Origin of the sequence: Sinorhizobium chiapasense (assembly GCF_036488675.1) — a bacterium.
Taxonomy (GTDB): Bacteria; Pseudomonadota; Alphaproteobacteria; order Rhizobiales; family Rhizobiaceae; genus Sinorhizobium; species Sinorhizobium chiapasense.
On the sequence record NZ_CP133152.1, the window covers coordinates 1,069,387 to 1,095,630 of the forward strand.

At 60.6% G+C, this 26,244-nt stretch carries 22 protein-coding genes; 11 read left to right on the forward strand and 11 right to left on the reverse strand.

The window, feature by feature from the left end:
* Nucleotides 1-71: 71 nt before the first annotated feature.
* Nucleotides 72-965, reverse strand: coding sequence for a DMT family transporter (locus RB548_RS29615; protein WP_331375962.1), 894 nt, complete (start codon nt 963-965; stop codon nt 72-74).
* A 238-nt stretch (nt 966-1,203) separates the two neighbouring features.
* On the opposite strand from RB548_RS29615, the gene RB548_RS29620 reads away from it, so the two are divergent.
* The 4 genes from RB548_RS29620 to RB548_RS29635 are packed head-to-tail and all read left to right on the forward strand — an operon-like array spanning nt 1,204 to nt 5,368.
* Nucleotides 1,204-2,376 carry a sialidase family protein gene (locus RB548_RS29620; RefSeq protein ID WP_331375963.1) on the forward strand — a complete coding sequence of 391 codons (1,173 nt, stop codon included), beginning with the start codon at nt 1,204-1,206 and terminating at the stop codon, nt 2,374-2,376.
* Nucleotides 2,373-3,329, forward strand: coding sequence for a 4-hydroxythreonine-4-phosphate dehydrogenase PdxA (gene pdxA, locus RB548_RS29625; RefSeq protein ID WP_331375964.1), 957 nt, complete (start codon nt 2,373-2,375; stop codon nt 3,327-3,329). Before RB548_RS29620 ends, pdxA begins: the two co-directional genes overlap by 4 nt.
* Nucleotides 3,322-4,233, forward strand: a complete 912-nt coding sequence (locus RB548_RS29630) for a dihydrodipicolinate synthase family protein (RefSeq protein WP_331375965.1) — start codon at nt 3,322-3,324, stop codon at nt 4,231-4,233. The genes pdxA and RB548_RS29630 overlap by 8 nt, the downstream gene beginning before the upstream one ends.
* A gap of 10 nt (nt 4,234-4,243) precedes the next feature.
* Nucleotides 4,244-5,368 (forward strand): iron-containing alcohol dehydrogenase, encoded by a 1,125-nt coding sequence (locus RB548_RS29635; protein ID WP_331377148.1) that lies wholly within the window; start codon nt 4,244-4,246, stop codon nt 5,366-5,368.
* Nucleotides 5,369-5,572: 204 nt separating this feature from the next.
* On the opposite strand, the gene RB548_RS29640 is transcribed toward RB548_RS29635, so the two are convergent.
* From RB548_RS29640 to RB548_RS29655, 4 genes are all read right to left on the reverse strand, one after another.
* Complete coding sequence (locus RB548_RS29640; RefSeq protein WP_331375966.1) at nt 5,573-6,289, reverse strand: FadR/GntR family transcriptional regulator; 717 nt, start codon at nt 6,287-6,289, stop codon at nt 5,573-5,575.
* Nucleotides 6,289-7,341, reverse strand: a complete 1,053-nt coding sequence (locus RB548_RS29645) for a four-carbon acid sugar kinase family protein (RefSeq protein ID WP_331375967.1) — start codon at nt 7,339-7,341, stop codon at nt 6,289-6,291. The genes RB548_RS29640 and RB548_RS29645 overlap by 1 nt, the downstream gene beginning before the upstream one ends.
* Before the next feature lie 339 nt (nt 7,342-7,680).
* Nucleotides 7,681-8,973, reverse strand: a complete 1,293-nt coding sequence (locus RB548_RS29650) for an NCS2 family permease (protein WP_331375968.1) — start codon at nt 8,971-8,973, stop codon at nt 7,681-7,683.
* Nucleotides 8,974-9,436: 463 nt separating this feature from the next.
* Nucleotides 9,437-9,586 carry a DUF5989 family protein gene (locus RB548_RS29655; RefSeq protein WP_331377149.1) on the reverse strand — a complete coding sequence of 50 codons (150 nt, stop codon included), beginning with the start codon at nt 9,584-9,586 and terminating at the stop codon, nt 9,437-9,439.
* Nucleotides 9,587-10,158: 572 nt separating this feature from the next.
* Between RB548_RS29655 and RB548_RS29660 the strand changes: the two genes are divergently transcribed.
* Nucleotides 10,159-11,541: an SGNH/GDSL hydrolase family protein gene (locus RB548_RS29660; RefSeq protein WP_331375969.1), complete on the forward strand. Its 1,383-nt coding sequence runs from the start codon at nt 10,159-10,161 to the stop codon at nt 11,539-11,541.
* Between the two features lie 226 nt (nt 11,542-11,767).
* Here the strand turns inward: RB548_RS29660 and RB548_RS29665 are convergent, their stop codons facing one another.
* The 4 genes from RB548_RS29665 to RB548_RS29680 form a co-directional block, all read right to left on the reverse strand.
* Nucleotides 11,768-12,817, reverse strand: a complete 1,050-nt coding sequence (locus RB548_RS29665; RefSeq protein WP_331375970.1) for a hypothetical protein — start codon at nt 12,815-12,817, stop codon at nt 11,768-11,770.
* A gap of 44 nt (nt 12,818-12,861) precedes the next feature.
* Complete coding sequence (locus RB548_RS29670) at nt 12,862-14,319, reverse strand: MBOAT family O-acyltransferase (RefSeq protein WP_331375971.1); 1,458 nt, start codon at nt 14,317-14,319, stop codon at nt 12,862-12,864.
* A 269-nt stretch (nt 14,320-14,588) separates the two neighbouring features.
* A complete protein-coding gene (locus RB548_RS29675; protein WP_331375972.1) occupies nt 14,589-15,980 on the reverse strand; it encodes a hypothetical protein in 1,392 nt (463 codons plus the stop codon).
* 358 nt (nt 15,981-16,338) lie between these two features.
* A complete protein-coding gene (locus RB548_RS29680; protein WP_331377151.1) occupies nt 16,339-17,085 on the reverse strand; it encodes a response regulator transcription factor in 747 nt (248 codons plus the stop codon).
* Nucleotides 17,086-17,617: 532 nt separating this feature from the next.
* Between RB548_RS29680 and RB548_RS29685 the strand changes: the two genes are divergently transcribed.
* From RB548_RS29685 to RB548_RS29710, 6 genes are all read left to right on the forward strand, one after another.
* The gene (locus tag RB548_RS29685) at nt 17,618-18,922 is read left to right on the forward strand and encodes a polysaccharide biosynthesis/export family protein (RefSeq protein WP_331375973.1); all 1,305 of its coding nucleotides are present in this window, start codon (nt 17,618-17,620) and stop codon (nt 18,920-18,922) included.
* 67 nt (nt 18,923-18,989) lie between these two features.
* Nucleotides 18,990-19,868 (forward strand): glucose-1-phosphate thymidylyltransferase RfbA, encoded by an 879-nt coding sequence (rfbA, locus tag RB548_RS29690; RefSeq protein ID WP_331375974.1) that lies wholly within the window; start codon nt 18,990-18,992, stop codon nt 19,866-19,868.
* Complete coding sequence (rfbC, locus tag RB548_RS29695; RefSeq protein ID WP_331375975.1) at nt 19,865-20,446, forward strand: dTDP-4-dehydrorhamnose 3,5-epimerase; 582 nt, start codon at nt 19,865-19,867, stop codon at nt 20,444-20,446. The genes rfbA and rfbC overlap by 4 nt, the downstream gene beginning before the upstream one ends.
* A complete protein-coding gene (gene rfbB / locus RB548_RS29700; RefSeq protein WP_331375976.1) occupies nt 20,443-21,510 on the forward strand; it encodes a dTDP-glucose 4,6-dehydratase in 1,068 nt (355 codons plus the stop codon). The genes rfbC and rfbB overlap by 4 nt, the downstream gene beginning before the upstream one ends.
* Nucleotides 21,507-22,406, forward strand: coding sequence for a dTDP-4-dehydrorhamnose reductase (gene rfbD / locus RB548_RS29705; RefSeq protein ID WP_331375978.1), 900 nt, complete (start codon nt 21,507-21,509; stop codon nt 22,404-22,406). The genes rfbB and rfbD overlap by 4 nt, the downstream gene beginning before the upstream one ends.
* Before the next feature lie 26 nt (nt 22,407-22,432).
* Nucleotides 22,433-23,941 carry an O-antigen translocase gene (locus RB548_RS29710; protein ID WP_331375979.1) on the forward strand — a complete coding sequence of 503 codons (1,509 nt, stop codon included), beginning with the start codon at nt 22,433-22,435 and terminating at the stop codon, nt 23,939-23,941.
* 129 nt (nt 23,942-24,070) lie between these two features.
* Here RB548_RS29710 and RB548_RS29715 read toward each other — a convergent pair whose 3' ends face one another.
* Together RB548_RS29715 and RB548_RS29720 are read right to left on the reverse strand one after the other, a co-directional pair.
* Nucleotides 24,071-25,264 (reverse strand): DegT/DnrJ/EryC1/StrS family aminotransferase, encoded by a 1,194-nt coding sequence (locus tag RB548_RS29715; protein WP_331375980.1) that lies wholly within the window; start codon nt 25,262-25,264, stop codon nt 24,071-24,073.
* Entirely contained in the window at nt 25,261-26,235 is a 975-nt protein-coding gene (locus tag RB548_RS29720; protein ID WP_331375981.1) for an SDR family oxidoreductase, read from the reverse strand. Before RB548_RS29720 ends, RB548_RS29715 begins: the two co-directional genes overlap by 4 nt.
* Nucleotides 26,236-26,244 lie beyond the last annotated feature (9 nt).

The window sequence follows — 26,244 nt, forward strand, 5'->3', positions numbered from 1 at the left end:
TTCAATGTTCCGTGTCCGGCCGCGCTGCGGAGCCGTCGCTATCGGTTGCCGCCGACCGGCGACAGGTTGTTTCAATCTTCCGCCACTCGCCGCCGCAGGCGCCCTCCTCCGACGACGACCATCGTCGCGGCGAAGATGATCGCGGCACCGAGCCAGGTGGACAGTCCGGCGACCTCGCCGAACAGGATCCAGGCCATGACGGCAACAAAGGGCAGGCGGAGAAAGTCCATGGGCGCAATCTCCGATGCATCAGCGATGCTGAACGCCTTGGTCATCAACGCCATGTTGGCGGCTCCCATCACGCCCTGCAGTGCGAGCAAGGCGAACTCGCGCAGATCGGGCGTCGCCCAATAGAATGCCGCAGGTACAGCCGCCAACGGCACCGTCACGATAAGGTTCCAGACGACCAGCGTCTCGGTCGAATCCAGGTCCGACATACGCTTCAGCATCAGCTGGACCAGCGCCTGAAGCCCGGCGCCGGCGAGCGCCAGAAGCAAGGCCGGCGCCATGCCGCCGTGCCCGGCGGGATCGATGATGATCAACGCACCGGCAAAGCCCGCGACGAGTGCGAAAACGAGGCCCGGCGTCAGCTTTTCACCGAGCCACAGCCAGGCGCCGAGCATCAGGAAAATCGGCGTTGTGAACATGATCGCCATCGCATCGGCGAGCGGCGCGGCGGCGAAGGCCATAAAAAAACAAACGAGCGCAGCAAGCTTCAATGCCGCGCGAGTGACATGCTGAAGCCGGTAACCGGATTTCAGGACGCGAGGGCGCGCCACAATCAGTGGGACGATGGTCGCCAAACCGAAGAGGCTGCGAAAGAAGCCGATGACGAACGCATGCACTTCGCCAGCAAGGAGACGGACGACAGCCGCGTCTGCAGCAGCAAGCGCAGCGGCCACCGCCACACAACACAGCGCCGTGGCCGTCGTACGCTCACTCTGATGATTGACGATTGCGGCCATGCTCTCCCGTGACGCTCCTCTCGTTCACTGAAACCAGACTGGCGCAACACTGCCAATTTGTCAACTATTGCATCTCATTATCCGCTCAAGCATTTTTAGCTGAGTCATATTCATTTGATATTATTGCATTTTTGTCGCAGATTGACGGCACGCATCAATTTGATAGGCGCATATTCAACTTGACAACATCTACTTTCTTTGACTTCTTTTGCATATCGACAGGAAAGGGAGAGAGGAATTGACGCCGGAAGAGATCGGAACACGCATGGACGGGCGCGTTGTGCGCACGGAGGCGGACCGCGAAGAGGCCTTTCTGCCCTCGCCCAGGATTCACAATCACGCGTCGTTCCTGGCATTCCTGCCGGATGGCTCGCTCGCCTGCGCCTGGTTTGCCGGGACGCTCGAGGGCAAATCGGACATCTCCATTCACCTCTCGACCCTTGCGCCCGGGAGCGACACCTGGTCGAACGCAGTTCAAGTCAGCGACGATCGGGATCGTTCCGAACAAAATCCGATGATCTTCGTTCGCCCCGATGGCGGCGTCAGCCTGTTTCACACGGCGCAGCCATCGGGGAACCAGGACGAAAGCCGCGTGCGCGAGCGATCCCTGACCCTTGAGGACGGAACGCCCGTTTCGGGACCGCCGCGTGATCTTGGACTGGCGGCTGGGACGTTCATCCGGGCGACGATCGTCCGGCGTGACGATGGGGCGTGGATGCTGCCTCTATTCCTATGCAACCCTCGCCCCGGCGCGCGCTGGACCGGCACGCACGACACCGCGGCCGTGGCGGTCAGCCTCGATGAGGGCGCAACCTGGTCGGTCACCGAGGTCCCGCAGTCCTATGGCTGCGTCCATATGACGATCGTGCCTCTCGACGGCAATGAGATGGTCGCGTTCTTCCGCCGCCGCCAGGCGGACTTCGTCTACCGTACGACGAGCCGCGACGGCGGGCGCAGCTGGACGGCACCGGAAGCGACGGACGTGCCCAACAACAATTCCTCGATCGCGGCCGTTCGCCTCGCCGACGGGCGGGTGGCGCTGCTCTGCAATCCGGTCTCGTCAGCAGCGTCGAGCGACCGGCGCGATTCGCTCTATGATGAACTTGGCGAGGAGGATCATCGTCCGAACGCCGAGGGCGGTATAACGCCGATCTGGGGCATTCCACGGGCGCCGCTGACGCTGTGCGTTTCGACGGACGGCGGCAGGACCTTCCCGCTTCGGCGCGTGGTCGAAGACGGCCCGGGCACATGCCTTTCGAACAATTCGCTCGATGGCCGAAATCACGAGCTTTCCTATCCGGCGCTTCTCGAGGACGGAGAAGGCAACTTTCACATCGCCTTCACCTTCCATCGGCGCGCGATCAAATACGTCCGGCTCGCCAGGGGCTGGATCGACGGAGATCCGAAATGAGCAATCTCGTTGGCATAACCATGGGCGACCCGGCAGGTGTCGGACCGGAAATTATCGTCAAGTCTCTTGCCGAGATGAGTGCCGCCGACCGGGCCGCGACGCGCGTGTTCGGGAACCTGGCGCAGCTCGAGGCGGCCAAGGCTGTCCTCGGCATCGAACTCGACCTCCGTGACATCGTCGAGGACGTACCGGTCGAAGGGGCACCGCTGCCCTGGGGCAAGCTCAGCGCGGTCTCCGGCGACGCATCCTTTCGTTTCATCGACCACGCCGTCAAGTCGGCGATGGCCGGGAAGATCGGCTGCATCGTCACCGCGCCGATCAACAAGGAGGCGCTCAATTCGGCCGGACACCACTATGACGGTCACACCGGTATGCTGACCGCGCTGACCGGGTCGAAATCCGCCTTCATGCTGCTGGCGTCAAAGCGGCTCAAGGTCATCCATGTCTCGACCCACGTTTCCCTGAAGGACGCTATCGGACGCGCCAAACCCGAGCGCATTCTGGCTACGATCAGGGCGGGCAACGCGCATTTGAAACGTATCGGCTATGAGAGCCCCAGGATCGCGGTCGCTGGCATCAACCCGCATTGCGGCGAGAACGGCCTCTTCGGAACGGAGGATGACGAGCACATCGCGCCGGCCGTGGCCGAAGCGCGCGCGGAGGGCATCGACGTGCAGGGTCCGATCTCGGCGGACACGGTTTTCCATCGCGCCTACCATGGCGGCTTCGATCTCGTCGTCGCGCAATATCACGATCAGGGTCACATCCCGATCAAGCTGGTCGCCTTCGATACGGCGGTGAACGTGTCGGTGGGCCTCCCGATCGACCGGACTTCGGTCGATCACGGGACCGCCTTCGATATCGCCGGTACGGGCAAGGCCAAACATGTCAACATGAACGCCGCTATCGCCTACGCGCGCAAGCTTATCGCCGGGAGGAACGCAAATGTCTGATTTCGAAATCGGCGGCGTATTTTGCGCCGCAACCACATCCGTAACGAGCGATGGCAGGCCGGATTTCCGCCTGTTCACAGACCATTGCCGGAAGCTGCTGGAAGAAGGCTGCCACGGCATCGCCCTCCTAGGCACGACCGGAGAAGCCAATTCCTTCGGATTGAAGGACCGCATGGAAATTCTTGACCGGGCCATTGCCGGCGGCATCCGCCCGGAGCAACTCCTGCCGGGAACCGCCCAGTCGGCTGTCGCCGACACGATCGAACTTACCCGCCACGCCGTCCGGGCTGGCGTTCGCGGCGTCGTCATGCTGCCGCCCTTCTACTACAAGGGCGTCAGCGCCGAGGGTATTTATCGCGCCTATGCGCGCATTTTCGACGGCGTCGGAGACGACCGGCTGAGGGTGGTGCTGTACCACATCCCGCAGGTTTCCGGCGTGGCGATCCCGCATGAGGTCATCGGCAGGCTGCTGGAGGATTTCCCGGGCATCGTCGTCGGCATCAAGGACAGTTCGGGCGATCTCGAAAACATGAAGGCCATGGTCAAGGCCTTCCCGGGCTTCGGTGTTCTGGCTGGTGCCGACCCGCTGCTGCTGCCATTGCTGCAGGCGGGTGGTGCCGGTTGCATTACGGCAAGCTCGAACCTCATAGCCGGTGATCTGCGCTTCGTTTTCGACAACTGGGACGTCGCCGGCAGGGCGAGCGAGGTGAAGGCCGCCCAGGAGAGGATCGTCGCATGGCGCGAACTCACCAACGCCTATGTCCAGCTTCCGACCGTCAAGGCAATGGTTGCGCGTCGCCGCGGCGACAACGCCTGGCTTCGCGTCAATCCCCCGCTCGTGGAACTGACCGATACGGAACGCGAGGCGGTCTGGGCGCGCATGGTACAGCTGGAAGAGGCGTGAGGTGGCGATCATGGACGGGATGGCGAGACCGATAACGCTCCACCAACCGAAGCGCCTTGAGATCGGAGCTGGCTCCTCGGCGCGGCTCGGCGTCTGGGCCGAGAACGCCCGGCGCGTGCTGATCATCGCGTCGGAACACACGATCGGCTTTGCAGAAAGACTCGGCCTCGGCAACAAGGCATCGATCTTTTCCGACGTTCCGGCCGAACCGGACGACAGGGCACTCGCCGCTGCCCGGGAAGCGGCTCGGGCGCTCAGGCCGGACCTGGTCGTCGGCCTCGGCGGCGGCTCGGTGCTGGACGTCGCCAAGCTCGTCGCCGCCCTGTGGGATGGCCCGCAGTCGCTCGACGACGTCGTCGGACCAGACAAGGTCGAAGGCCGCCGGACCCGGCTGGCGCAGGTGCCGACGACAGCCGGCACAGGCTCCGAGGCCGGCATCCGGGCGCTGATCACCGACAGCACCACGCATTCCAAGAAGGCGGTCGAAAGCCCGCACCTGCTTGCGGATATCGCCATCCTCGATCCGGAACTGACCTGGTCCGTGCCGCCGGCGGTAACTGCTGCCACCGGTATCGACGCAATGGCGCACTGCGTGGAGGCCTTCACCAATATCCGCGCCCATGACCTCATCGACGGCTATGCCCGCATGGGCTTTCGCCTCATCGGCAAACATCTCGCGCGGGCTGTCGAGAACGGCCGCGACACGGAAGCGCGCGCCGGCATGATGCTCGCATCCTACTACGGCGGCATTTGCCTGGGTCCGGTCAATACGGCAGCAGGGCACGCGCTAGCCTATCCGCTCGGCACGCGGCTCGGACTGCCTCACGGGCTGGCCAATGCCATCATCTTCCCGCATGTACTCGCCTATAACGCGCCGGTGCGCAAGGAGAAGACGGCGGAAATTCTCGAGGCGCTCGGACTTCCCGTCTTCGACGACGAGTCGCGGGTTCTGAACGCAGCCTACCGCTTCTGCGAGGATCTCGGCGTCGAAATGCGGCTGTCGGCTCACGGCGCCGATCCGGACGCCCTGGAGGGTTGGGCCGGCGAAGCCCACGCCATTCGTAGATTGATGGACAACAATCCGCGCGATATGTCTGCGAGTGATGTGCTCGATATCTATCGAGCGACATTCTGAAGGGGCGTCAGCTCACGTGAATCGCCGCTATTGACGGCGTGATGGCGCACTTATCCTCAGCCACCTGCCGGCGACAGACGCTAGGAGGTGCGCATGCCGCGCCTGACCGATAAGTGCGTGTTCGCGGCCCGACTTGAAATGCGCATCAGGACCACGGAAGGCCTACGGCATCTGCATATTGCGAAAGGTGGAAGGTCAACCGTCCTAAGTGAGCTCCGGCCGTCGGCCCTCGAAAAGCCGATCGCGGGAGCCACGGATATGCTGGCGCATGAATTCGCGTGCCTGGTTCGGTTTTCGGTCGCGAATGGCTTCGTAGATTGCTGCGTGCTCGTCATAGACATGGCGCAGGCCAGCGATGGAATTTTTCAGCGACAGGCCGTGGAATTGCATGCCGATGGCGATGTGTTCCTTGAGCGCTTCCATGGCGGTCGAGAAGTAGTTGTTTCCGGAGGCCTGCGCGATGGCCAGATGAAACATGAAATCGGCGTCCTCCCGGTGGCGCTGCCGATTGGTCGCATCCTGCAGGGTTTCAAGCGCAAGCCTGATCACCCGGATCTGCGTTTCGCTGTGCCGCTCGGCAGCAAGCGCCGCCGCCTCGGGTTCCATCGTCATGCGGAACTCGTAACAGTTCTGCAGATCGGCGATGTTTTCGAGCGGCCCGAAGCCAAGCGGCTGCCGCAAACCCTGTATTCGAACGAAACTGCCGGCGCCCTGCCGCGAATAGACGAGGCCCTGATCGCGAAGCCTTTTCAAGGCATCACGCACGACAGGACGGGAGACCTGGAACTCCGCTGCCAGCTCGTGCTCGGTCGGCAGACGCTCGTCGCTCTGATAGGCGCCCGATTTGATCGCATGCTGCAGCCGTTCGAAGACGACCTCGCTCAGGCTCTTGCGGTGCGAAAGCTGCTCTCCGGCGCGCATCAGGCCAATACCTCTTTCCTCGTCATGGCGCGGACGACCCTGCAAAGTGTGTCGGAATCCCCAAAGCCGCCCGATTTGGTAATGTAGAATCGGCCGCCATGCTCGGCAACCGGCAGGCCCGGCAGCACTTCTCCGACGAGGCGAAGGACGCGAATGCGCTGGCGGTCGAAATAGGCTTCCGCCGTCGCTCCGCCCGAGAGCAGCACCGTCCGGCATTCGCCGGCAAAAGCGCCGGCAGACTCCGCGAGCGCCGCTGCCACGTCCGACGCCCTGGCTGGTGTTACGCCTTCCACCGCCTGCACCAAGGTCACATCGTCAGCGGGCTTGGAGCCGTACCCGGCCTGCTCCATCTGTCCTGCCGGTGCTGCGAGGTAGCGGAGGTCCGGTACGACTCGTCGCAGTTCCTCTATCTGCGATACAGTTATCGGATCCCGGGAACCGATGGCCATCAGCAGCCGCCCTTCGCGCGCGGCAAAGGGCTCGACACGCGGCCTGCCCGTTCTGCGCGCCAAGGCGTTGGCAAGCGACAAGGCGCCGACGAGAAGATCACCGGATGCAATGTCGTCGACGGCGGCCTGCATCTCCTCGACCGTCTCTGTGTCCGGCATGACGGCGCGGTCGGCGACGGCGCCCAGGCGGTCGGCAATGGCGATCGGCTGATCGACCCCGAAGCCTCGGATCTCGCCCTTGCGAACGACCCGGCCGAATTCCGGGATCGCCGGCAAGACGACGGCTCTTGCAAAATCCAGGACGGAAAGCTCCGCCTCGACGTTCCCCTTCAGGCGGGAGTCGACCTTCTTGAAAAGCCGCATGCCCGGCATCATCGCCTGTTGCGCAAGAAGGACGCGCCGCGCCGCCTCGGCCGGCTCGATCTCGCGGCTGCGCGTCGTCACCGCGATCACATCGGCGCCGCCCGTAATCGCCTCGCCGAGCGCGCTCTCATCTGCAACGACGTCGACCGAGAAGCCATGAACCGCGAATGGCGCCGCCGTATCGAGCGCGCCGGTGAGATCATCGGCGACGATCAAGAGCCTGTCCTGCACTACATCCATGCGGTGTCCAATTTTACAAATTCTCAAGAGAAGAACGCGGAATCTCGCTCATTTTTTCTTTTCAAATCATGGCAGAACCTGTGGCGAAGGCAACATATTTTTACAACTATCGGACAAGTCAAAACTTCTTCAGCTGCCGCATTTCGGGAGCGTGGGTCGACGCGTGAGAGACGCCGCGCGTGGGCCAGATATCGCCGGGCGATGTCACCCTACGACCAGCCTTGGCGCCATGGTCGTGGGACAGAAGCAAAAGCCGGACCTGCAGAGCAGACCCGGCCACTATAATTGTCGTGGAAACGGCCGTTGGGGGCGGCAACCACGGTCCCGGACGTCAACCGATCAACTGCCGAAGAACGCGAAGCGAACGACGAACAGCGCCGCCACGATCTGTGTCGCCGGGTGGATGACGCTCCACTTGCCGGTGAATACCTTGAGCACGACGTAGCTCACGAAGCCGAAGGCAAGGCCGTTGGCGATCGAGTAGGTGAAGGGCATGGCGATCGCGGTCAGGGCAGCCGGTGCCGCTTCGGTCAGGTCGTCCCACTCGATTTCGGTGAGTTCGCGCATCATCAGGCCAGCCACATAGAGCAGCGCCGGCGCCGTTGCATAGGACGGAACCGCAGCGGCAAGTGGCGAGATGAATAGAGCCGCGAGGAAGAGTACGGCGATGGTGAGCGCGGTCAGGCCAGTGCGACCGCCGGCCTGGACGCCCGAAGCGCTCTCCACATAAGCCGTAGTGCTGCTCGTGCCCATCAGCGAGCCGGCGATGATCGCCGAACTGTCGGCAAGCAGAGCGCGGCCAAGACGGCTGGGCTTACCTTCCTCGACCAGTTTCGCGCGCTTGGCGACGCCGATCAGCGTGCCGGTGGCGTCGAACACTTCGACGAGCACGAAGACGAGAATGACATGGAGCAGACCGCCATGCAGCGCACCCACGATGTCGAGTTGCAGGAAGGTGGGGGCGATGCTCGGCGGCGCCGACACGATACCCTTGAACTCGCTGACGCCAAGCAGCATCGACAGCACCGTGACGACGAGGATGCCGATCAGGATCGCGCCGCGGATCTTAAGCGAATCCAGTACGGCGATGACGAAGAAGCCGAGGATCGCGAGCAGTGGCCCGGTCTGCTTGAGATCGCCGAGACCGACGAGCGTTGCCGGATTGTCGACGACGATACCGGCGTTCTTGAGCGCGATGATGCCGAGGAACAGGCCGATGCCGGTGGCGATGGCGCTGCGCAACGAATGCGGGATGCCGGCAATCAGCCAGCTGCGCACGCCCGTGACCGTCAGCAACAGGAAGATGAGACCGGAGATGAACACGGCGCCGAGGGCCTGCTGCCAGGTGAAGCCGAGGGCGGCGACGACGGTGAAGGCAAAGAAGGCGTTGAGCCCCATGCCCGGCGCCATGCCGATCGGCCAATTGGCGACGAGGGCCATCACGATCGAGCCAAGTGCGGCGGCAAGACAGGTCGCGACAAAGATCGCATCGCGATCCATTCCGGTCGTCGACAGAATGTCGGGGTTCACGAAGATGATGTACGACATCGTCAGGAATGTCGTTAGGCCGGCAACCACCTCGGTGCGGGCGGTCGTCCCATGCTCTTTCAGTTTGAAAAGTCGTTCAAACATTTTTCCTCCCTTGGCAGACGCCGTCACGACGCAGCCGAACGACAGAGACCGGGCTGATGCTCCTCCAACTTCCCGACCATTTTGCTTTTTGACCGATCCCGGAATTCAAGACGTCGGGCGGCCAGCTCGGCCCTTCGGCCCGCCCCGGATGAGCGCAGCGCTTGCCTCATTCAGAGCGACATGATTGTGCGTCTTCGCGCGAATGATCGCTAGCCATCCATTCCGACGCTACAGGCGAAAGACTTTCAAATATTTCCAGCGCAGTGGGAGCGCCGCTCGACAGCGCGCGCCGCTCGACCGAAGACGGGGGCCGATTTCCATGCGCCCTTGCATCCATCGCCGGCGTTGTGCTTGCGCGTGCAGCACGCCTCCGGGCGGCGCGCACGACCCCGTCATCGGCTATCGCTGCTGCGCTGTCGTGATAAAATGCAGAGATGCCGAGAATCCGCCTGACCAGCTCACATCAGAACAAAGTGTAAATAAACGGCGCTACCGCAGTACCCTGGGTCAGGACCAACAATGCACCAAACACACCGAGCATGATAAAGATCGGCAAGAGCCAAAACTTCTTGCGGACGCCCATGTAGGCCCAGAGCTCACGTAAGATCTCCATGTCGCATTTCCTCCACTCGTGGCGCCAGTGATCGATCGTGATCGCGTCAGAACTGATGGTGGCAACGGCGATGAGCGCGAACGTCAGCGCGCCCCGACCCGCCATCCGCAAGCACGAATGCGACTAAAATTCCGCCGGCGATATAACCGCAGATGCGATTGGACAGCCCCTCGGCGCATGTTCGAGAAGAATCCCTTGTGATTGTCTCATGGGGCACTTCCGCGAAAGTGCTAGATTTTTCAAATATCTACGGCCAATAGTATAAAGGGCATCGAACCCGCAGCTCTCAGTTCAATCAATATACCAAAGGATATATAAAATTAAACCCGGATACTAAAACCCTCGCGATGGATACACATCGGGCTTTTCGAACATGGTGGATTGCAGTTAAATAGACACCATTGCGAAAACTAGCATTGCTCCAGCCGTTGATATTTGGGTGCGTTCCCGTACATGAATTTTACCGCGAGGGATGATCCCTCGCCCGTAAGCATTAGCAGGATTGTCCACTCGAAATGCGGCGCTCCGATAGCTGTACGAGCTGTCGATGGATATGCAAGCGAGGGATAATCATGACGAAGCGATATCTCGGTTTCCTAGCCTGTGCACTTCCCGCCTTGTATCTGTTGCTCGGCCCTGTCTACGCCCTGCTGCATTTTGAGGAATACGCATCCGAGACGCCGCACTTCATACGTTACGTGCTGGTCCCTGGCCTGTTGGGGATGGCGTTCGCGATCGTGGGCCTGTTTGCCAAGCCCTCCATCTCCGGCCTTGTTGGCACATGCGGCTTAAGCGTCTTGCTGGCACTCTTCCTCTTTGAGGCGAAGCTGACGGCAACGACAGTTTCCGTCCGATTGGGAATGCTCGGCCAATACACCGAAGAGCAGGACGAGGCGCTTGGGCGCACGCAGGATGTGGTCCGCGGGTTCACGCTGCGTCGCCTCAATCGCCTTTCCGGCACGAACGAACTTTCCAAAGCGCTGCTGTCGGGCTTTCCATCGACGCAAGTGGTGCTGTGCACATCGGAAAGCGGCATCGTCAGTTACACAGCGGATCGTTACGGCTTCAACAACCCCGACCATCTTTATGAAAAGCACCTGGACCTGATGCTGCTGGGCGACTCCTTCGTTGAGGGCTTCTGCTTGCCGCCGGGCGAGGATCTCGCGGCGCGGCTACGCGACGGCGGGCTAGCTACCGCCAGCATGGGCATGCGGGGAAACGGGCCGTTGATAGAACTGGCGACCCTTGGTCGTTTTGGCGATCTTCTTCAGCCGCGGCTCGTGCTGATGACCTTCTTCGAGGGTAACGACTGGGAGAATCTCAAGAGCGAGTTGGCGGTGCCATGGCTGCGCACGGTGCTTTCGCCGGATGCAAACTATGGATCGCAAGCGACCGCCGAAGAGACCATTCGTCTCGCTCGGATTGCAGCAGCGGAACGCAGCAGGGACGCGATAACGGTAGTCGACGTCCTTACGAGGACAGCGCTGTTGCGGAACTTCATCGCCTTGCAGCAAACCTTCACAAGGCTCGGGCTGACCTACCCGAAGGTCGCTGCCGAAATACCGGAGTTTAGGCAAACATTGCACCGTGCGAAGGCACTCACGGAAAGTTGGGGCGGAACATTTGCTCTGGTCTACGTGCCGAGGCTCGATCGCTTCATGGGACCGCTCTCGACCTATGCGCCCTTCGATCAGCTCAGGACGAGGGTGCTCGATTCCGCTGCCGCCGAGGGGATCGAGGTCATCGATCTCTACGAGGCTTTCCGCGGCCGGTCGGATCCTGCGCACATGTATGCCCCCGACGGCCACTTCAGCCGCGAGGGAGCCAGCATTGCGGCGCAGGTGATCCTCCTGCAACTGCAAGCGATGGAAAAAACAAAGCCAACGGCAGGCGCAAAAGAACCCTATGCGCAGCTTCAATCGCGGCCTTTACGCACCAGAGTCGACGCCTACTGATTGGGGCCGAGTTACAACCTTTGGAAGATATTGGACACGGCACCCTTGACGTTGAGGTAACCATCCGTCGAGGGCACCCTTTCACCGAGAATGTTCTTTGCTTCCTGCAGGCGGAAAGGCATTGGCAAAAGGGTCAGTGCCCCCTCGGCTCACTCGGCATGGGCGATGAATCCCCGCCACAGACCTATGATTTTACGCGTGTTCGGCACTCGAGCGGGGACGACACCTACTGTCTCTTACCGGGGTCATCCGCAGATCCAATCCAGCTTCTATCCGGGACGCGGGCGGAGACCTCGTTCCCCTGCACCTTCAAAGATTTGACCGTGCCGAGAACGGCATCTGCCACGACCGATGAGCCCAGGGCGTTCCAGTGGCCCTCGCCATTCACAAAGTCGAATGGCTGCCGGGAAAGGGCATATTTGGTGGCAAAAGCGGATGACAGGTCGCAGATCGCTATGCCTTGCGTCGCCGCGCGGCCGGCAAGCAGGTCGAACTCCTTCGTGTGCAACTTGCCTCTGCCAGTATATATTGCCCCTCGTTCAGCATCGAACGCCAAAACGACTTTGATCCCGCTTCTCTGCAAGGCGGCGATTTCGTCCAGAAATCTCTCGACAGCGTTCTCCAGCGCGCCACTTTCCGGTTCAGACTGCAAAGCGGCCTCCTCTCCTCGGCGTGAACCGGAGAAGATCATCGAAGGACCGAACTTCAGATTATAGAGGACATATGAGGCGAACCGACTCTTGAGCAGCGCGTTGCGGAGGCCGGACTCTGTGTCCCTGCGGAGCGCCAAGCTGCCGTCGGGCTCCCTGCTGAACCAGTATCCCCGGCGCTTCGGACGAAGACTGTCGAGAAGATCTCCGTCGGTAATCACGAACACGATGAACGACGACTTCAGATGGCGCTGAACCCAATTCGCGGTCACGATATAGTCCGGAATGTCCGCGCCAGCGCGCCCGAGGGACGTGGCCCTGAGGTCGCTCTGTTTCTTATTGATGAGCGGAGCCAACCGCTCGTCAAAATTCAGCATGGACGCTTCGACGAAGCTGTCCCCGATGATAACCAGTTTGGTGTCTCTTTCCGGTTCGGGGCTTGAGAAGCCGAGCGAGTTGAAGCGCCCCCGCACGACGCCCCTCAAATCCCACCCCTGCGAGAAGACGTACTCGTTAAACGGCTGGTTGCGGATGAAAGGATGGTCTGCGGTCACGGGCGGATTTTCCCAACCCGACATGACAGGCAGTACACGGCAAAGGCCCTCGAGGGCCAGCAGGCCGAACAAGATACCAGCGAACAACTGAAGTACGTTTCTGACCATCTCGGGCCTCAAAAATTGAAGTAGATGAATTCGGAAACTCCACGTGACGTGTTGATGACGAGAAGGGTCATCACGAAGACGAGAGCAGACCCAACGACGGGAAAGGACACGAGACGCTCCAAGACGGGAGCGCGAACGATCTCCTGCGAGTTTGGGGCGAACCAGGTGATGACAAGGCCGACCGAGAGGATGGCAGCGATGCGCCACGGCGCCTCAGCATCGCCGAACATCCTGATCAGCGTCGCCGGCGCGTCGGCCACAGGTTCGTGAAAGACATCAACCAGCATTGCCGAAAGTATGGTCGCTGCTCCCGAAAAGGTCTCACTTCGGAAGAACACCCAAGCAAGGATCACCACCAGAAAAGTGAGAAGACGCGCGCTCATCTTCTCGACGACCCCGTGGCAGACAGCAGCGCCGCCCGCAGAAAACCGATGATTGACGACGAGATACAATCCGTGCAGACCGCCCCAGACAACAAATGTCCAGCTTGCACCGTGCCAAAGCCCACCAATGAGCATCGTGGTCATGAGGTTTACGTAGCGGGAGCCACGCTTGCTCCCCCCGAGCGGAATATAGACGTAATCCCTCAGGAAGGCGGAGAGGCTCATGTGCCAGCGGCGCCAGAAATCAATGATCGAGGTCGCCTTGTAGGGTGAGTTGAAATTATAAGGGATGTCGACATTCATCATCTTGGCAAGGCCAACGGCCATATCAGAGTATCCCGAAAAATCGAAATAGATCTGGAAGGTATAGGCCAGCGCGCCAGTCCAGGCGGCGACCGCGGCAACATCCTGCCCGGAATCTGCTGCGGTGAACACCGGCGTTGCGTATAGTGCAAACGTGTCGGCTAATATGACCTTCTTGGCCAGGCCAATCGTGAAGTACATGAAGCCGGTCGCTATGTTGTCCCACTGAACGCGATATGTAGCATCCTTGGCGAACTGGGGAATTATGCTGCCATGATGGAGGATTGGACCGGCAACAAGATGCGGAAAGTAGGTTACGAAGAGCAGATACCTGACGAAATTCAGGTCCCTTACTTCCTTGCGGTACGTGTCAACAAGAAAAGCCGTTTGCGTAAAAGTGTAGAATGAAATTCCAAGCGGGAGAACAAGCTCCCAATGCTCCAGATGCGATCCTGACAGATAATTCAACGTGTCGACGGAGAAATCTAGATATTTGTAGAGGAATATTATAACGAGATTTACTGTTATGGCTGCCGAAAGAGCAATTTTTCTTCGAAATGGCGCATCCTGAACGGAAATCACGTATGCCGCGGCGTAGTTAAACAAAATCGAAAGCGAAAGGATTACGGCATAACTTATCTCCCAGACAGAAATAAAGAAAAGAGATGCAAGGCCGACGAAGAGTGATGCAGCGTTTGGATAACGTCGGCCAAGCGCAAAGAATACGATGAGTACGATTGGCAAATATAATATAAAAAATTCAAATGAATTAAATAGCATCTCGCCCCTCACAAATCCGCAAGAATCATACTAAAGGCGCTTCAAAGCGATTTCGTCTCGACACCGTCTCAGTCGTTAACAACATGTGCGGCAACAACCGGCTACGTGTGTGCCCAAGCGTTGCACCACATTCACGGAGCGTCGAAGCTTTGGGGGCAAAGATCCGCTTGCCGTCAACAGTTCAATCTGAGAGTTGCCCGCTCATGATAATCGCGCGGAGGACGGGCGGGAACTGGCAGACCGTGATCCAATCACCCTCGCCTCAAATATCAATCACCCGCCAATACGCTCAGGTATTCTTCTATATTGGACCAGCCGTCCTCGTCGCGGTCGGCCCAAGCGTCGTTCCCGTTCGTCTTGTCCAGCCCCGGACGGCTCTCCTCCCACTGGTCCGGCATACCGTCCTGGTCGGAATCCGGCTCAGCACCAAGCTCGGGCAGTTCCGGCCATCCACCGACCTGGTCCGGACCGTTGATCACGGTGCCCGTACGATCTCGTACCGACGCCAGCAGCTGCTCATCGAGAGCGTCCTTGACGGTGCCCACGCGCCCGCCCGCTCCGACACGGGGCGAAAGGTATTCAACGAGCCTCTCGGCCGGGACTGGCATAGCGATATCGGCTATCCCGTCTACGGTACGCAGTTGTCCCTCTGCCAACTTGATATTGGCCGGCCGCGGCTTATCGCTGCCATTGTCCAACATCATGTTGCGGCCGGCTTCAACCGTGACCGCATGGTCGGTGAGGTTGAAAGTCTCGACTATGGGCGCTTCTTTCCTTTTCGTCGCCGGACCGAATACAGCCAGATTGTTGACATAGCGGATGGTGGTCGACGCGTAGCGGTCATAAAACTCGCCAAACTGAGTAATAGGGTTGTAAAACACGTTGCTGGCGATATCGATCGGCCCGAGGTCCGTTCCACTGATGTCCGGATTTCTGTCTCGGTTATGAGCGAAAATATTCTGGATCACACTGACGCGGCCACATTCGCCGCCGGTCTTCACACCGGAGCATATCAACGCTCCCTTCGAGTGCCTCCCCTTCTTGTGGTTGGCACGATCAAGGCCCCAGCTGACGATGCTGTTTTGAAGCGTGACGTCGTGAGTCGAGCCTTGTTCGAAGTGAACGCTGAAGTTTTGATCGGTGGCGAACTGGATTGAGACATGATCCGCGATGACGCGATAACTGTTCTCGATCAGCAATCCGGAGACATTCGTCGCCGGTCGAGAGCTCGGGCCGGGGCGGAACTTCAGGAAACGCAACACAACATCGTGGCTGTTCTTGACGATCAGCGGCGTGAGCTGGGCTTCGCGAAGGCGAAGTTGCACACCCTGCCCGGGTGCGGTCTGGCCAGCGACGTAAACGTTGGGTCGCACAAAGATGGCATTGTCGACAAAGATCGTGCCGCTGACATCGAAGACGCAGACGCGAGGCTCGTCACTCTCCGAGACGCAGGCGCGCAACGAACCTGGCCCGGCGTCGTTAAGATTGGTAACGTGGATGATCTTGCCGGAGCGCCAGCCAACCGCGGTACTTCCAAAACCCATGGCAGTTGGAAAGGCTTTCTCGTTTTCGACGTCGGCGGACGCTGTCCCCGCACATAGAAAAGCAAGAGCAATCCCGAACCGAGAAACACATTTCATATCAAAATGATCGACGGACATCGTACTGCGCCTTCGCGGAGGAAAAGATAAATCAACAACTAACTTTTGATCAAAAATAATATTTTCGCCGACAGTAGCATGCATTACTCAAGTTCTCAATCGGCGGACGAGGTCTAGCGCATCATGCGATCGAGCGTGACAACGGGGAGGATCTGGATCAGGAAAGGCTGCGGAAAGGCTTCCACTTCGAGCGGAAAGGGCAGCCTCAGAAGCTGGCCCTCGGCCCCGGAGGCTTATGGTCGCCAGCTGGCGTCTTTCGCGCGGTCCGGCCAACCGTTTTAGCGCTGTCATTCGCGGCCGATGCTGGCCCCGCCGTTCGGATGCATCGCATCACCGTCAGCAAGGGGGCGGTCAGCGGTCAGTGGCGCTCTTTCAAACTTCGAAATCGCGCCGCCGCTTCCGTTCTGTTGTGCGCGCCCAGTTTTGTAATGATGTTGTGCAGATGAATCTTCACCGTATGTTCGGACAGGCGAAACTCCGCGGCAATCAGTTTGTTTTGCAGTCCGCGGGAGACCATTTCAAGAATCTGCAGTTCGCGAGCGGTCAACTCCGAGAAACGTGCCTCATCGCTTCGAGGCCGAGGCGATATACCGCCATTTCCAGATGGCAGGGCCGCGCTATGGCCATTCTTCCTCGCCTGCAGGATCAATCCGGGTGGAAGATACTCGCCGCCGCAAAGCATCAGCCTGATCACCGACAACCATAGATCGAGTCTGAGGTTCATCGGAAGGACACTGCGGACCAACGGTGATTCCGGGACCTTGATACGGGATGCGTCCAAGTTCTGGTCATGCGGCTCGATGACGGCGGTAAGAGACTGAGGGTGGGCATGGAGGAGTTCGGTCGATTTTTCTTCAGCTTCGTTTATCAGCGCGACGTCGAGGAGGATAAGCGACACGGGATGGGAAAAGACGTTGAAAGCCGAACCGACATCCTCGACCTGTTCGACAACGACCCATGGAAACTCTCTTTCGAGAGCTTGGATCAGCCTCTCCGAGATTGTCCCGGCATTGGCTATGATCAGGATGACGCGTTGTAGCTCGCGCCGGCGCACGGTGTCGGGCTCTCTCCCTATGCCAACTCCATCGTAATTACTCCTGCTCATCAATGCATGTCCCCCTCCGCGGAATGCGTTGATCGGCAGGGTCCTTGCCGAGAAGAACAAACCGCATGTCTGCTACAGGCAAACGACCTTAGCCCACGCCGCGCGCGGTCGCGACGGCGCAAAAGGGCTGAGGCATGCCTAGAAGGGCGCCCCGCAACAAAATCTCGTTCCGCCTGCCCTATCCGAAGGAACTAGTTCAATGTGACGATCGCCCTCCATCTATTGATAGGGTCAACAATACTCTTCTGCCTTTACTTTGCTCGCATCATCCAAACGTCGGACAAGGGCGCACGATAACAACGCCCCTTCGTTTCGGATGAATCGACCGCTGCACTGCTTCACCAATATTGATGAAGCCGACCCACGGCGCTTCCTCTTTCAAATATTCGGAAATTTTGCACACTTGCTGTTGCAGCGTCGGAATCCTGCAGACATGCGCGTTACGCGATTCAGGTGGCGAAAAGCTTGTCGGTCAAGAACTTCTCGGTTCGACGGTACGACGAAGACACTGCTTTGCGGGTTGGAGAAACACATGAGTGCACCCTGCCGCACTTGCCGCATTTTCCTCAGAAACGGTTCCTTTGCGGCTGCGCTCGCCGTCGTCGGCGCCGTATCGACACCAGCCTGGGCCGATGCGCCAGAACTTGCGCCGAGAACGAAAATTCACCTGACGATCATGCAGTGGATGCCTACCAAGGGCGAATATGTGCCTTGGGCGCTCGGCGGCGAATTCGTTGTTTCCGAAGCGGGTGCCATCTCGGTGCCCGTCATCGGAACCGTGACCGTCGGCAATCTCGACAAGGCTGGACTTGCTGCCGAAATCGCCAAGCGCCTGCAAAGCAAGATCGGGCTGGTGGAAGCGCCGGAGACGACCGTCGAGGTCGTCGAATACCCGCCAGTCTATGTCGTCGGAGACGTGACGACACCGGGAGAATATAAGTTCCGCCCTGGGCTCACCGCGTTGCAGGCCTTGGCCATGGGTGGCGGCGAGCTCCGCGAGACGGGCTCCGAGCCGTCGCAGGACAATATAACGCTTGTCGGCGAGTTGCGAGGGATAGACAACGGGCAGCTGCGCAGCAACGTGAGGATCGCGCGACTGCAGGCGGAAATGTCGGGTGCGAAGGAAATAGCCTTCGCCCGACCCTTGAACGCCGACCCTGCACTTGTCGCGGCAGTCCAAGACCAGGAACGGATCATCTTTTCGACACGTGCAAACGTGCTCGCCCGGCAATCGAAGTCCTTCGCGGAACTGCGCGATCTCCTCAACCAGGAAATCCGGGTCCTCGAAGAAAAGGTGAAAGCCGCGGAAGCCAACATAGAGGCAGCCGAGCGGGAGCTCACAGGCGTGAGAACCCTCGTCGAACGGGGCGTCGCCGTCGCATCGCGACAGTCGGACCTGGAGCGTGAACTTGCAAACGATCGCGCTAATCGCCTGGATTTCGTGACCGCCATCATGCGGGCGCGGCAGGATATCAGCGAAGCGACACGGAACCTCGAGGGGCTTTATGACAATCGTCAGGCGGAAATCGCTACCGAACTGCAATCGGAACAAGCGACGCTCGAACAACTGAAACTGAAGCGTGCCACCACGGAGAGGTTGTTGATCGACAAGCTCTCTGCTACCGAGGACTCCGCTCAGCGCGCCGGAGAGGCAGTCTCCTTCACGATTATCCGGCGAGGCGACGGCAAAATCGACGAGTTTCCGGCGTCCGAAACGACAGCGCTGATGCCCGGAGACGTTATCAAGGTCGTCCTTCGACGGATGCCGACAACGTCCGACCAGCCTGTGCTCTCGTCTCGTTCAGCCGACCCGAAACCGAGTCAGGCCAGCCAATGATCGACGAGATCTCACTTCCGTCACGGCCGACCGCCGCTCCGCGCAATCGACACGGGGGAAAGACAAAATGAAGGGGATCATATTGGCGGGAGGAAACGGCACCCGGCTCTACCCGCTCACCATTGCGGTCTCCAAGCAGATCCTGCCGATCTACGACAAGCCAATGGTTTATTATCCGCTGAGCGTGTTGATGCTCACCGGCATCCGGGAGATCCTCATCATCTCCACACCGCGCGACCTGCCCTGCTTCGAGGCGCTCCTCGGCGACGGTTCCGCCTTCGGGCTCAGCCTCTCCTATGCCGAACAGCCGCATCCCAATGGACTCGCCGAGGCCTTCATCATCGGCCGCGAGTTCATCGGCAATGGCAATGTCGCGATGATCCTCGGCGACAATATCTTCTTCGGCAACGGCCTCCCGAATGTCTGCCGCCAGGCTGCATCCCGTGAAACGGGCGCCTCCGTGTTTGCCTATCGCGTCGACGATCCGGAACGCTACGGCGTCGTCACCTTCGACCAAAGGACCGGCAAGGCCAAGACGATCGAGGAGAAGCCTGCAAGGCCGAAATCCAACTGGGCGGTGACCGGCCTCTATTTCTATGACAACGACGTCGTGGACATTGCCACGTCGATCGAGCCCTCGGCGCGAGGTGAACTCGAGATCACCACGGTCAACAACATCTATCTCGCACAGGAACAGCTGCATGTCTGCCAGCTCGGACGCGGCTATGCCTGGCTCGACACCGGCACCTATGACAGCCTGCATGACGCCTCGTCCTTCGTGCGAACGGTCGAACGCCGTCAGGGCGTCCAGATTGCCTGTCCGGAAGAAATCGCGCTCGATGCGGGCTGGCTCGACCCCGAGGACGTCCTGAGGCGTGCCAGCCTGCTCGGGAGAACTGCCTACGGCTCCTATCTCCGCCGCCTCGTGGAGGAGCATGTCGCATGAGCCTGGAGGTCAGAAAGCTCGACCTTGACGGGGTCCTGGAGATCCTGCCGCGCAGGATAGGAGACGACCGCGGGTTCTTTTCCGAAACCTGGAACGCACAGCAATTCGCCGACCACGGCATCGCGCTTCATTTTGTCCAGGACAACCACTCCTATTCCGCTTCGCGAGGCGTCCTGCGGGGCCTTCACTATCAGCTTCCGCCCTACGCGCAGGACAAGCTCGTAAGGGTGGTGAAAGGTGCCATTTTCGACGTCGCAGTCGATATCCGTCAGGGCTCGCCCACCTTCGCGAAATGGGTCGCGATCGAGATATCCGCCCGCCGATGGAATCAGCTGCTGGTTCCCAAGGGTTTTGCGCACGGCTTTCTGACACTCGAACCGGACACGGAGGTGATCTACAAGGTCACGAACCCCTATTCGCCCGCCCATGATCGCGCGATCCGTTTCGACGACCCCGACATCGCCATAGCCTGGCCGCTGCCCACCGCGCAAATTCAGCTGTCTGAGAAGGATCGCACGGCTCCACAGCTCAGACAGGCCGAACTGTTCGACTTCGCTGCGAGGACAGAGCGTCCATGAACATCCTCGTCACCGGCGGCGCCGGGTTCATCGGTTCCGCGCTTTGCCGGCATCTTGTGGCCGATCCAGACAACCGCGTATTCAACCTCGACAAGCTCACCTATGCCGGCAATCCGGCCTCGCTCCGGCAAATCGAGAACTTTCCGAACTACTGCTTCATCCGGGGCGACATCTGCGACGAGGGGACCGTGGCTGGCATCCTGCGTGCCGAAAAGATCGACCGCATCATGCATCTTGCAGCAGAGACACATGTCGACCGGTCGATCGATGGACCCGGCTCATTTATCGAGGCCAATATCCTCGGCACTTTCAGGCTGCTTCAGGCCGCGATGAAATTCTGGCGCAACCTTCCCGAAACGGCGGCCGAACGGTTCCGCTTTCATCACGTGTCCACTGACGAGGTATTCGGCGATCTTCCCTTTGATGACAGCACATTTGACGAAGACACGCCCTATGCTCCATCCTCGCCCTATTCCGCCTCGAAGGCAGCATCCGATCATCTTGTCCGCGCCTGGCACCACACCTTTGGCCTCCCGGTCGTGATCACCAACTGCTCGAACAATTACGGTCCGTTTCACTTCCCGGAGAAGCTGGTGCCCCTGATCATTCTCAACGCACTGGAGGAAAAGCCCCTGCCGGTCTACGGCACCGGCGCCAATGTCCGCGATTGGTTGTATGTCGACGACCACGCGCGAGCGCTGGAGCTCGTTGCTGCCAAGGGCGCGACCGGCGAAAGCTACAATATCGGCGGAGGCTCAGAACGGACCAATCTCGCCGTCGTAGAGACGATATGCGATATTCTCGACCGCAAGAGACCACGCCGAAGCCGGAAGAGCTATCGCGACCTCATCGCATTCGTGGACGATCGTCCAGGTCACGACCGGCGTTACGCCATGGATACGGCCAAAATCGAGCGTGAACTCGGCTGGCGGCCAAGGGAAAGCTTCGAAACGGGACTGGCGCGGACGATCGACTGGTATCTGGATAACGGTTGGTGGTGGCAGCCGATCCGCGAGCGCAGCTATCGGGGCGAGCGCCTCGGCAAGTCGGTGGCGGCGCGATGAAAGTGCTCGTCACCGGCACGACCGGCCAGCTCGCAAGCAGCCTGATCGAGCGTGCGGCTCCACTGCGCGACGTCGAACTGGTCGCCATCGGCCGTCCCGAATTCGACCTCACGCAGCCGATACCGATGCGAGAGGCGATCGTTGCAGCAAGACCTGACGTGGTCATCTCGGCCGCCGCCTATACGGCCGTCGATCGTGCAGAGGACGAGCCTGCGCTCGCTCACGCCGTCAACGTGGTGGGTGCCGCGTGTGTTGCCGAGGCAGCGGCAAAGCTCGGCGTACCCGTCATCCATCTGTCGACCGACTACGTCTTTTCCGGCAATGACCGCCGTCCGCGCAGGGAAGATGATGAGACAGTCCCTCGCACTTTCTACGGCGCCACCAAGCTCGAAGGTGAACGGGCGGTGGCAAGCATAACGCCCCGTCACATCATCCTGCGGACAAGCTGGGTTTACAGTCCTTTCGGCAACAACTTCGTCAAAACGATGCTGAGGCTTGCCGAAAGCCGGGATACCCTCACGGTCGTCTCCGACCAATACGGTAATCCGACTTCGGCACTGGACCTGGCGACCGCCATACTCGAGATCGCCACGCAGCCGCAGAACGATCGCTTTGGCCTCTATCACCTTGCGGGAACAGGCGAGACCAACTGGTCGGGCTTCGCGAGGCACATTCTTGCCGTCAGCCGCGCAAATGGCGGCCCGTCCGCAGCCGTGCGGGACATTGCCAGCGCCGACTACCCGACAAGGGCCCGGCGCCCACAGGACTCGCGCCTTTGCACCGACAAGTTCGAGAAAACATTCGGCCGGCGCTTGCCCGCCTGGCAGACGGGCGTGGAGACAGTCGTCCGTCGCCTCCTCTACGTCGGTCAATGGTCGAAAGTCCCTGAGAGCTGACAGGCCATGGGAAGTGAGTAACGCCAATGGAAGCGCGTGCCAGCCCTCACCGTGGCCCGAGCTACAGCCAGATCCTCAAGTCGACCGCCCTGATCGGCGGCTCGTCTGTCATCACCGTGCTATTTTCCATCATCCGCAACAAGGCAATGGCACTGCTCCTCGGTCCTGCAGGCGTAGGGTTGATCGGCCTCTACAGTTCCATTGCCGATATCGCTTTCTCGCTCGCCGGACTCGGAATCCAGGCAAGCGGCGTACGCCAAATCGCGGAGGCGGTCGGCAGCGGCGACGCGGACAGGATTGCCCGAACGGCGACCGTGCTCAAGCGCACATCATTGGTGTTGGGGCTTCTTGGCGCCCTTCTTCTCGTAGCGCTCGCTTATCCGGTCGCGGATTTCACCTTCGGCCGCCCTGGTTACGCCGGTGGCGTCGCGCTGCTTTCCGCAGCCATCCTCTTCCGCCTGCTCGCAGACGGCCAGATGGCCTTGATTCAAGGCATGCGAGACATTGCCAGCCTCGCCCGCATCAATGTCCTTGCAGCGTTTTTCAGTACCGCGATCGGCATCCCGCTGATCTATCTGTTCGGCACGTCAGGAATCGTGGCTTCGCTCGTCGCCGGTGGCGCTGCTTCGCTCGCGATCTGCTGGCGGTTTGGCAGGCAGATACGCCTCCCCGCGCCTCCGATGTCCACGCGGCAGGTTCGCGAGGAAATCGGCTCCCTCCTGAAGCTCGGCTTTGTCTTCATGGTCAGCGGCTTCCTGACACTCGGTGCGGCCTATGCGATCCGCCTCATCGTGATGAGGGCGGAAGGCATCGCGGCAGCGGGGCTATACCAGGCCGCCTGGACGCTCGGCGGCTTCTATGCCAGCTTCGTTCTGCAGGCGATGGGCACCGACTTCTATCCGCGCTTGACCGCCGTCGCCCAGGACGATGCCGAATGCAACCGCCTGGTCAACGAGCAGGCGCAGGTCAGCATGCTCGTCGCCGGCCCTGGGCTCATTGCCACGCTGACCGCCGCCCCGCTGGTCATAAGGCTGCTTTATTCGCCCGAGTTCTACGCCGCCGTGGACCTGCTTCGCTGGATCTGCCTCGGTATGATGCTGCGTGTCATCGCATGGCCAATGGGTTACATCGTCCTCGCCAAAGGCGCGAAAAGAGCCTTCTTCTGGGTGGAGGTTGCGGCAACCGTGGTCCATCTCGGTCTCGCGTGGCTCCTGGTCGGCTCGTTCGGTTCGGTCGGCGCGGGTGCAGCGTTTTTCAGCCTTTATGTTTGGCACGGCCTGCTGATCTACGCGATCGTTCGGCAGCTCTCGGGCTTCCGCTGGTCCGCCGCCAATCGCAAACTCGCCCTGATCTTCCTGCCGGCGTCAGCGCTGGTCTTCGGCGCCCTCTTCGTGCTGCCGCCCTGGCCGGCAGCTGTCCTCGGTCTCGCGACGGCGATGCTGACCGGAGCCTATTCACTGCGGGTCCTCACGGAGATCGTGCCGCTCGCTACATTGCCTGCGGCGCTGCGGGCGTTGCGCTCGAGATCCGCGTGACCTACAGCGCCGCGCGTCTCATCAGACGCGCAAAGGCTACTGCGGCACTTTGAATTGCCGCATGATTTCAGCCTTAAATCAGCTACGATTTACGGAAACATGCAGGAGCCAAGTGACATCGCGACGACGTCATACCGCCCGCAGCGCTGCGGGTTCGGAGATCGCGGGAATCGAAAGAAGCTCCTCGACGACCCGCGCCACATCCACGTCGGTCATCTGCGCGAAGAACGGCAAGATCACCGATTGCTGTTGGGCCGCGACGCTTCGCGCCAGGCTCGTGGCGGCCCTGTGCGTGTCGCTTCCGGCGTAGGCTTCCTCCAGGTGGATGTTCATGACGCCGCGGCGGGTTGAGATGCCGCGATTGAGCAGGGCCTGCATCATCTGCCGCTGGTCGATCCAGCTGGGCAATGTCACACAATAGCTCTGCCAATTGCTCCGGGCCCAGTGGGGCTCAACCGGCGTCTGCAGTCCCGCAACTCCGGAAAGGCGCCTGGTGTACCGCCTGGCAAGTGCCCTTCGCCGCTTGACGAGAGCAGGAAGCCGCTTCAGCTGCTCCCGGCCGATCGCCGCCTGGACGTCGGTCATGCGGTAGTTGTAACCGATTTCCGGATAATCCTCTGAGATCACCTGCTTCGCGCCGTGCCGGACGGTATCTGGAACACTCATGCTGTGCTGGCGCCACAGCCGGAACTTTCGGTCGTATTCGTCACTTGCCGTCGTCAGCATGCCGCCGTCGCCCGTGGTAACGACCTTGCGCGGATGGAATGAGAAGCAAGCGATATCCCCGTGCGGCTTACCGATTCTTTGCCAGTGCCCGTTCCACAGTATCTCGCTGCCGGCAGCACAGGCGGCATCTTCGATAACCGGGATGGAGTGGCGTTTGCCGATTTCAAGGATGCGGCGAAGATCGCAGGGCATGCCGAGTTGGTGCACGCAGACGATTGCCCTTGTGCGCGGCGTGATCGCGGCCTCGACCAGATCCGGATCCATGTTGTAGCCGCCGGATTCGATGTCCACGAAGACCGGTAGCGCCCCGCAATATCGGATGGCATTCGCTGTCGCGATGAACGAATGGCTGACTGTGATCACTTCATCGCCGGCACCGGCGCCGACGCAACGCAGGGCCAGATGGAGCGCCGTTGTGCAGTTCGAGACCGCGCATGCATGGGCCGCCCCAACGAAGGCGGCGAACTCGCGTTCGAATGCTGCGACCTCCGGGCCTTGCGTCACCCATCCTGAAAGTATGACCCGCCTGACCGCCTCGACTTCCCGTTCATCGAGAACGGGTCTGGCGACCGGGATCTGACGAGGTGCCTCGCTCATGCCGCCTCACCTCCCGTCGACGCCCGCTCGCGCCGCCACCAGGCGACGAGATCGCGCAATCCCTCATCGAGCGTGATCTCTGTCTTGAACCCCAGGAGCCGCGCTGCTTTGCTTGTGTCCGCAAGCCGGCGCGTGACGGCGTTCACTTTGCGCGCCGGTTCAAGCTGCGGTTCGAGCGAGAGCCCCATGACGCGGGTGAGCAGTTGTGCCAGCTCCCGCAGACTTGTTTCCACGCCGCTTGCGACGTTGAACACCTCGTCCGTTACATCCGACTTTGCAGCCATGAGATTGGCCCGCGCGATATCGCGCACATGCACGAAATCCAAAGTCTGCGTGTCGTCGCCGAAGATGATCGGCGCTCGTCCCGTCGCAATGCGCTCCATCCAGCGGATCAGGACTTCCGTATAGGCGCCGTAAACATCCATGCGCGGACCGTAGACGTTGAAGTAGCGCAGTGCGACATAGTTGAGCTCGTACATCTCGGCGAAACTGCGCAGCAGCCCCTCGTTGAATGCCTTGGCCGCGCCATAGATCGTGCGGTTGTTGTAGGGATGGTGCTCCTCCGTGGTCGGGAAACTCTCGGCAAGGCCGAGCACGGAGGCCGAGGAGGCTGCGATCACCTTCGACACACCGGCTGCGACCGCCGCCTCGAGCACATCGAACGTGCCTTGCGCCAGGACATCGAAGGCGAGCCTTGGTTCCTCGGCGCATTGGGTGATGCGAATCGCCGCCTGATGGAACACGATGTCCACGCCTTCGAACGACCTCGCTAGAAGCGCACGGTCCCTGATGTCGCCTTCGATGATCCTGACCGGGCCAGTGCTCGCCGCCTCACGGAGATTTTCGCGGCGGCCACGCACGAAATTGTCGAGGATCAAAATTTCCCGTGGCCCTTCGCGCGCGACGAGATCGGCAATGTGCGAGCCTATGAGGCCTGCGCCTCCCGTGATCAGAATCCGCTTGTCTTTCATCGCCGCCCC